Annotated in this window: 9 protein-coding genes; 7 read left to right on the top strand and 2 right to left on the bottom strand. The window is 63.2% G+C overall.

The genetic code is table 11. From position 1 onward, the window contains the following. Positions 1-581 precede the first annotated feature (581 nt). Positions 582-1,298: a creatininase family protein gene (locus ABFX54_RS47230; RefSeq protein WP_346113642.1), complete on the bottom strand. Its 717-nt coding sequence runs from the start codon at positions 1,296-1,298 to the stop codon at positions 582-584. A 26-nt stretch (positions 1,299-1,324) separates the two neighbouring features. Then, entirely contained in the window at positions 1,325-2,518 is a 1,194-nt protein-coding gene (locus ABFX54_RS47225; protein ID WP_346113641.1) for an NsdA family TPR-like regulatory protein, read from the bottom strand. A 205-nt stretch (positions 2,519-2,723) separates the two neighbouring features. Here ABFX54_RS47225 and ABFX54_RS47220 point away from each other — a divergent pair, with 205 nt between their 5' ends. From ABFX54_RS47220 to ABFX54_RS47190, 7 genes are all read left to right on the top strand, one after another. Next, positions 2,724-3,041 carry a hypothetical protein gene (locus ABFX54_RS47220; RefSeq protein WP_346113640.1) on the top strand — a complete coding sequence of 106 codons (318 nt, stop codon included), beginning with the start codon at positions 2,724-2,726 and terminating at the stop codon, positions 3,039-3,041. A 159-nt stretch (positions 3,042-3,200) separates the two neighbouring features. Further along, complete coding sequence (locus ABFX54_RS47215; RefSeq protein WP_346113638.1) at positions 3,201-3,416, top strand: hypothetical protein; 216 nt, start codon at positions 3,201-3,203, stop codon at positions 3,414-3,416. Between the two features lie 110 nt (positions 3,417-3,526). Beyond that, a complete protein-coding gene (locus tag ABFX54_RS47210; protein ID WP_346113636.1) occupies positions 3,527-4,474 on the top strand; it encodes a hypothetical protein in 948 nt (315 codons plus the stop codon). Between the two features lie 81 nt (positions 4,475-4,555). Continuing rightward, positions 4,556-5,416 (top strand): FtsK/SpoIIIE domain-containing protein, encoded by an 861-nt coding sequence (locus tag ABFX54_RS47205; protein WP_346113635.1) that lies wholly within the window; start codon positions 4,556-4,558, stop codon positions 5,414-5,416. Continuing rightward, a complete protein-coding gene (locus tag ABFX54_RS47200; RefSeq protein ID WP_346113634.1) occupies positions 5,413-5,640 on the top strand; it encodes a hypothetical protein in 228 nt (75 codons plus the stop codon). The genes ABFX54_RS47205 and ABFX54_RS47200 overlap by 4 nt, the downstream gene beginning before the upstream one ends. Then, positions 5,630-5,836 carry a hypothetical protein gene (locus ABFX54_RS47195; protein WP_346113632.1) on the top strand — a complete coding sequence of 69 codons (207 nt, stop codon included), beginning with the start codon at positions 5,630-5,632 and terminating at the stop codon, positions 5,834-5,836. Before ABFX54_RS47200 ends, ABFX54_RS47195 begins: the two co-directional genes overlap by 11 nt. Beyond that, on the top strand, positions 5,833-6,201 hold the full coding sequence (locus tag ABFX54_RS47190) for a hypothetical protein (protein WP_346113631.1): 369 nt from the start codon (positions 5,833-5,835) through the stop codon (positions 6,199-6,201). The genes ABFX54_RS47195 and ABFX54_RS47190 overlap by 4 nt, the downstream gene beginning before the upstream one ends. The last annotated feature ends 12 nt before the right edge of the window (positions 6,202-6,213 follow it).

Genomic DNA, 6,213 nt, shown 5'->3' with positions numbered 1-6,213 from the left:
CGACCAGCACGGCGTCATCCCAGCTCACACAGCAAATGGCGGCTGCCGTACTAGGTTTTCGTGATCCGGTTGGCATCACGCCAGGATCCTGGTTATAGGCCAACATCACACCGATCGCTGGCCTGCCCGTCTGCCGTCGTCCCACCCGTAGGGTAGCGGGCCAGCCGAGGGGCTGCCCCGGCCGCGCGCCCGGGTACACGGCCGCGATGGAGCGTAGGCGGCCCCGCGACTGGTCTGCTAGAGCTTGTCCTGGGACGACGGCAGGCGGGCAGGCTTCCACCGCAACCACCCCACCACCGCACATCCGCGATCTTGGCCCGCCCGGAGCCAGAGCGCCCCCGCCGGAGGCATGCGGTAAGCCCAGCCCCGTGGCTGGCTGCGCCTGCGCTTAGCGACCCTCGCCCCCGTGGGCAGCGCACCGCGCCTACAAAGCGGCCCTGTCCTCGTTCGCGCCAGCCGACCGGCGTTTGTCGGGCCGGTGCGGGAGCTTAAGTGGACGCAGCCGACCCGCGCCGAGTCGGCGGCGCGTGCGGCCCGGTCAGGGCCGCTTTAAGTTTGTAGAGAAAGTTCTCACACGCTGGTTACACGACCATGTCGATGCTGCGTAGGCAGGAGCGGAATGCATCACCAAGGTAGTCAAGGACTGCTCGGCCTTTTTCTGCGGTGGCTAGCGAAGGCCGACCGATGACGCCTGATTTGGTGTATGCCTCCATGCCGACCGTCAGGAGGTCTTTGCGGTCATTGGCTATGTGGTCCACCGTGTCGTAGCCGTCTTGCACTAGTTCGGGATTGGCTGCCAGCAGGATGGAGGCTTCAAGTTCGCCGGCGTGCATGTCCTCGTGTGCGGTGGTTTCCATGTTGGCCGCAGCACGTGCACCGTTCCAGTCAGCGCTAGTTGGGAAGAGAGCCATGCACCGTTCGCTGACGGTGGCTTCCTGTACGACGTTGGAAAGTGTGTAGTTGCCGCCGTGGGCGTTGATCAGTACGAGCTTGTTGATGCCGGAGGCGCGTAGGGATGCCTGTATGTCCGTGACCAGAGCAAGGAGTGTTTTAGCCGAGATACTTACTGTTCCAGGCCATGCTTTGTGCTCATGGGAACAAGAGATGGTGATCGGCGGCAAATGGCGTACTGGGTAGAGCTGTGCCAGCTCGCGGGCGATGATCGATGCGATAGCCGCGTCTGTGGCCAGCGGTAGGTATGGGCCGTGTTGCTCGAAGCTGCCAATCGGCAGGATAGCGACGTGTGCATCCCGCGCGTCTTCATCCTTCGTTGTTTGAGTTGGCAGCAGATGATTCACGAAGGCTCCTTGCTGGAGTGCGTTGCTCACGCGACACGGTGTGTGAGCTGGGCCAAGTGCTTCGTCAAGTCTCGCACGAGCGGAAGTTTGGCGACAGGCGTCAAGTGATCGTGAAGAGCTTCGAGCTGTGTCCGGATCCGGGCTGAACCGGTCCGTTGAGCGATGGTCAGGGCTTCGCTTCCAGCTTCGACGGCGCGCTCGATCTCGCCTTGAGCTGCTGCCGCAGTGGCCAACCGGGCCAAGCAGAGACCCTGGTCGCGGGTCTGGGCAGCTTCGGGCCACTGGGTGAGACTCCGTTCGAAGATGGACAAGGCAGCGCCCGGGTTACCGAGAAGCACGTATGACATTCCGGCTTCCATCTGGACGTATGACGGCGTGCAGTAGCGGGCCTTGTCCGTTGCGAGTTGAGCCAGCCCCTCGGTGGCGTCCTGGATGGCTCGATCGATGGCGGACTCGAACTCGCGCGGCTCGCCGAGAAGAGCATGGGCGTTGGCGAGCTGGCGAAGAGACACCGCGCGAAGTCGAGGGCTGAGATTCGGTGCTGTTTTGAGAGCGGCGTTGGCCAAGCCAAGCCCCTGTCCGGGGTGGCCGGCCTCTGTGGCGATGTTGCTCTTTCGCATCAAGATGTAGGCCACAACCTGAGGATCAGCCAGTTCTTGAGCGTAATCGAGTGCTCGGTTGGTCCAGCCCATCGCGCAGTCAGAATCACCGGAATCTTGGTAGAGCCACCCGCAGAATTCGGCGAATTGTGCAGCGACTTCGAGCATCTGGCGACGGTCGGGTCCACGAGTTGCCTGCACCAGACGATCTATAAGTTGTAGCTGTGTCTGCACAGTTGGCGCCAAATAGAGTGGACCGATGAGGGAGTCTGCCCGAGTGTGCTCGGCCAGCACATTGGAGAGGTAAATAATCACCTCAGGGGATGGACTCCCTGGCATTGCCTGGGGCAACGCGGGTAACGGTGTTGCGGTCATTGAGGCGGCGCTGGTTAGCCCAAGGTCGCTCTCGGAGGCTCGGTACAACTCACAGAATATCTGTCGATACGTCTCAGGGACTTCTCGACGGTTGTTCTCGTACATCGAGAACAGAGTTCGCAGGCTGGCCCGAGAAGGGATGTCGATCTTCAGAGCATGACCGATCTTCTCGAAGCGAACGATGGCTTGTTCCTGAGACCAGCCATGTTGCTTCCGGGCTTGCTTGAGCAAGTTCGGAATGTCCATCGCACCTCGCAATGGTCCGGCCTACGGTCGTTATGCCTTAGTGAACCCATGATGCCCCATAACCATGCAGTTCGTGCGTGGTTAACAGGTTTCGTTAAGGCTGTTGGGCTTTGTCCGCTACCGTAACGCGGCGCGCTGACAGTTTCATGGAGCTCACAGGGAGTTCGCACCACAAGGGTGCGGCCCTCGATTCGGAGGTGAGCTTGTGAAGCTCCTCATCGACGTCACCGGCAAGTCGTTCATGGTGACGAAGGAAGCGGTCGAGAAGTCCGACCAGAACGGGCGTCAGAAGTCCGAGCGGGAGACCGGCCGACCGATGTGGGTCACGCAGGTCATGGCGCTGGACGAGACGGGCGGCGAGATGATCAACGTCACCACGGCCGGAGAAAGGCCCACGGTGAGCGTTGGTTCCCAGGTCGCCCTGTTCAAGCTGGAGGCACTGCCTTGGGCGACCAACGGTCGCAACGGCGTGGCCTTCCGCGCGGCTGACATCAAGCCCGCTGGTGCTCCGGCCAGCAAGTAGACCGCAGTCCTTATCTCAGCACGTGTTGCCCGATGGCAACTCGATGTCCAGGGAGATTCGCTCCTACATCGCCCTGGAAATCTCGGGCGCGGATCGGCTTACTTCGCTGAGCTGATCCCGCTCTTCTTCCCGCTATTTCGGGACAGGAGATCAAATCTCATGACGACGAACAACAGCACGGCGACCCGGTACATGTATCTCATGACCGTGCTCATCGGCAGTGGACAGGCCACTGTCTCCGGCACTATCGACGCGCAGCCAGGAACCAGCCGGTTGGCTGTCTTCACTCATGTCCTGGAAACCAACGTCAAGCGCCATTTCGGCGTACAGGAACTGAGCGTTCTGTACTTCAGCCTCGAACCCGACGCCCTGTAGAGATCACACCTGATCAGGTGTGCAGGCGTAAAGATCAAGCGGGACCGTTTCAGCTCCTACACGTCACGGTCCCGCTCTCAACCCCCACCCTCGCCAGGAGGAGGAGAGTCATGTCCAAGCGTACCTTCGGGACGCACAACAAGAACAGAGGCGGCACTGGCCGTCGCGGTAGCTCCGTCACCGTCATTCAGACCAACGTGCAGTACAGCTACCTCCGCACCGCGAAGATCACCTTCTATGTGGTCCTGGCGGTCGTCGGCATTTTCGCCGCTGTCATGTCCACCTACTACCTGCCCCCGCTCGCCGCCGTCCCGATCGGCCTCGCGGCCGGGGCCCTCGTCGGCGGTCTTACCGCTGCCATCGTCGCCATCTGGCCCGTGCTACGGGCTATCTGGTGGTGGTTGCCGGAAATCACCCTCGTCCTGCTCGTGATCGGCGGCTGGGTCTACCTCCAGGACCAGACCAACCCCTTCATCACCGGCGCCGCGTACGCCAGCGTCATTGCCGGTTGCGGCCTCGTGCCCGCCTCGCGCCGCTACACCCTTGCCCTGCTGTGGTGCCTTATGGTCCGGCACCGCCTGCGCACCTGCTTCGCCACGTTCCTGCCCACCGACCGACACGGCCACCTGCCGTTCATCGGATGGGCCAAGCCCATCCCGGTCGGCGAACGCGTCTGGGTCTGGCTCCGTCCCGGCCTGTCGCTCGATCAGATCGAATCCCAGCTCGGCAGAATCGCCGCCGCCTGCTGGGCCGCCTCGGTCACCGTGACCAAGGCCCGTTCCACCAACTCTGCCCTCATCTATCTGGACATCAAACGGCGTGATGTCCTCGGCGGCCTGGTCGGCTCGCCCCTCACGGAGGACCTCCCGACTGAAATACCGGCCAGCACGCGGCCGGTCTCGCCCGTTCCGGCTCAGCTCGATCTCGCTGACGTGCCGGACACCGACGACACCGCTCCCAGCGAGCGTCCGGCCACTCGCAAGGCCGGCCGAGCCCCGGCCGCCACCGGCACCCCTGCTCCGGCGGCTACGGACAACCCCGACCTCGACTGGATCTGAGGCGTCGTCCGCTACCGGGAGCCCATATCCCTCCCGGTAGCACCTCTCATCTACGCCTGACTCTCAAGAGGTGACGCTGCCATGCACGCGGCTCTTCCCGACCTTTCGGCCACGATCCCGGTAGCGCCGTCGCTGTCCATGTTCGACCCGGTGTTCATCGGGATTAACGAATTCGGCAACCCGGTCTACCTCGACCTGGTGTATCACAACCTGCTGGACGCCGGAGAACCCGGCGGCGGCAAGTCCGTACTGATCCAAAACCTCGTCGGGCACGCCTTCCTGTGCCACGACTTCACCCCCGTTCTGCTCGACCCCAAGTGGGTCGAACTGGGGATGTGGATGGAAGCCGCCGAAGCGACAGGTGGCATCTTCGTCGGCCCCGACATCGACAAGGGCCTGCGCGTTCTGCGCCGCCTGCAGAAGGTCATGGATCGTCGCTACGCCTGGCTGGTCGCTCACGGCCGCCGCAAGTTCCTGGCCAGTGACGCCATCAAGGTCATCGGTGTCTTCATCGACGAACTCGCCTACTACACCACCACTACCGGCACCCCTGAACAGCAGAAAGAGTTCATCGCCCTGGTGCGTGACCTGGTCGCACGAGGCCGGGCCTGCGCCATGCCGGTCATCGCCGCCACCCAGCGCCCCAGCGTGGACATCATCCCCACGTCGCTGCGCGACCTGTTCGGCTACCGAGCAGCCTTCCGCTGCACCACTCCCAACAGCTCCGACATCATCCTCGGACACGGCTGGGCCTCGGCCGGCTTCAACGCCCAAGCCATCAGCCCCCAATCCCCCGGCGTGTTCTACCTCATCGCCGAAGGCGGCATCCCGTACCTGGTCAAAGCCGCCTACCTCACCGACGAGCAAATTCACCAGCTCGTCGACTACGTCACCTGGAGCCGCCGTAACGGCGACCAGACCCCCGTACCTCTCGCCGCATGAACGGAGAAACCGTCATGTCCCACGACCACACCACGGTCTCGGCACCGGATGAGGTGCCCTGGCCCGACGGATCACCTCCTGCGCTCACCGTGGAGACGCTGCCCCTGAGCTGCGTCGAGTGCAGCAACACCAACTTCGCCCCGATCACCATCACCACCGACCAGGGCCGCGAGAACGCCCTGGAATGCACCTGGTGCGGGGAGGTGTACCTCGATGCTCCCTGAGAGGAGCCCCGGCATCTCCTGGTTGGAAAGCCCCTCGATCATCCAGCACATCCGTTCCTGCGATCAGCGCAGCCGCCCCTACACCTGGCAGCTGCCCATGTTCTGGCTCAAGAACGACATCAACGCCGGTGAGCATCTGACCGCGATGACGGTTCCGGCTTCTGCCTACGACGATCCTTCATGGAGGCCGCTGTGATCCACAAGGCTTACCACTCGGACGGCAGCCCCGACCTGCGCAACTGGACCGTCCAGTGCGACAACCAATGCCACAACACCGTCACCCTGCTTGAGGCGAGCCCCGCCGGCTGGTTCATCGGCCGACGCGAAAACGGCCGCGTCTACTGCCCGGCCTGCATCGAAGTCCTCGCCATGGGCCTCATCTCCTGGGCGTTGACCTGCCCGGCCTGCCAGTCTCCCTGGCTCATCTTCGGCACCGACAGCCGCGGCACCTCCGAGTTCGTCCTGTGCGACGGACAGTGCCGTTCCACCTACCTCATCGACGACGGCTGGCACTGCACCTGTTGCGGTGACCCCATCGTCTCGCCTGACGGCACCGACTGAACACGCGCGAGG

It is taken from the genome of Nonomuraea maheshkhaliensis, assembly GCF_039529435.1.
In the GTDB taxonomy this organism is placed as follows: domain Bacteria; phylum Actinomycetota; class Actinomycetes; order Streptosporangiales; family Streptosporangiaceae; genus Nonomuraea; species Nonomuraea maheshkhaliensis.
The sequence above is the reverse complement of the archived record's forward strand: the minus strand, read 5'-3'. Positions and strand labels throughout refer to the sequence as shown.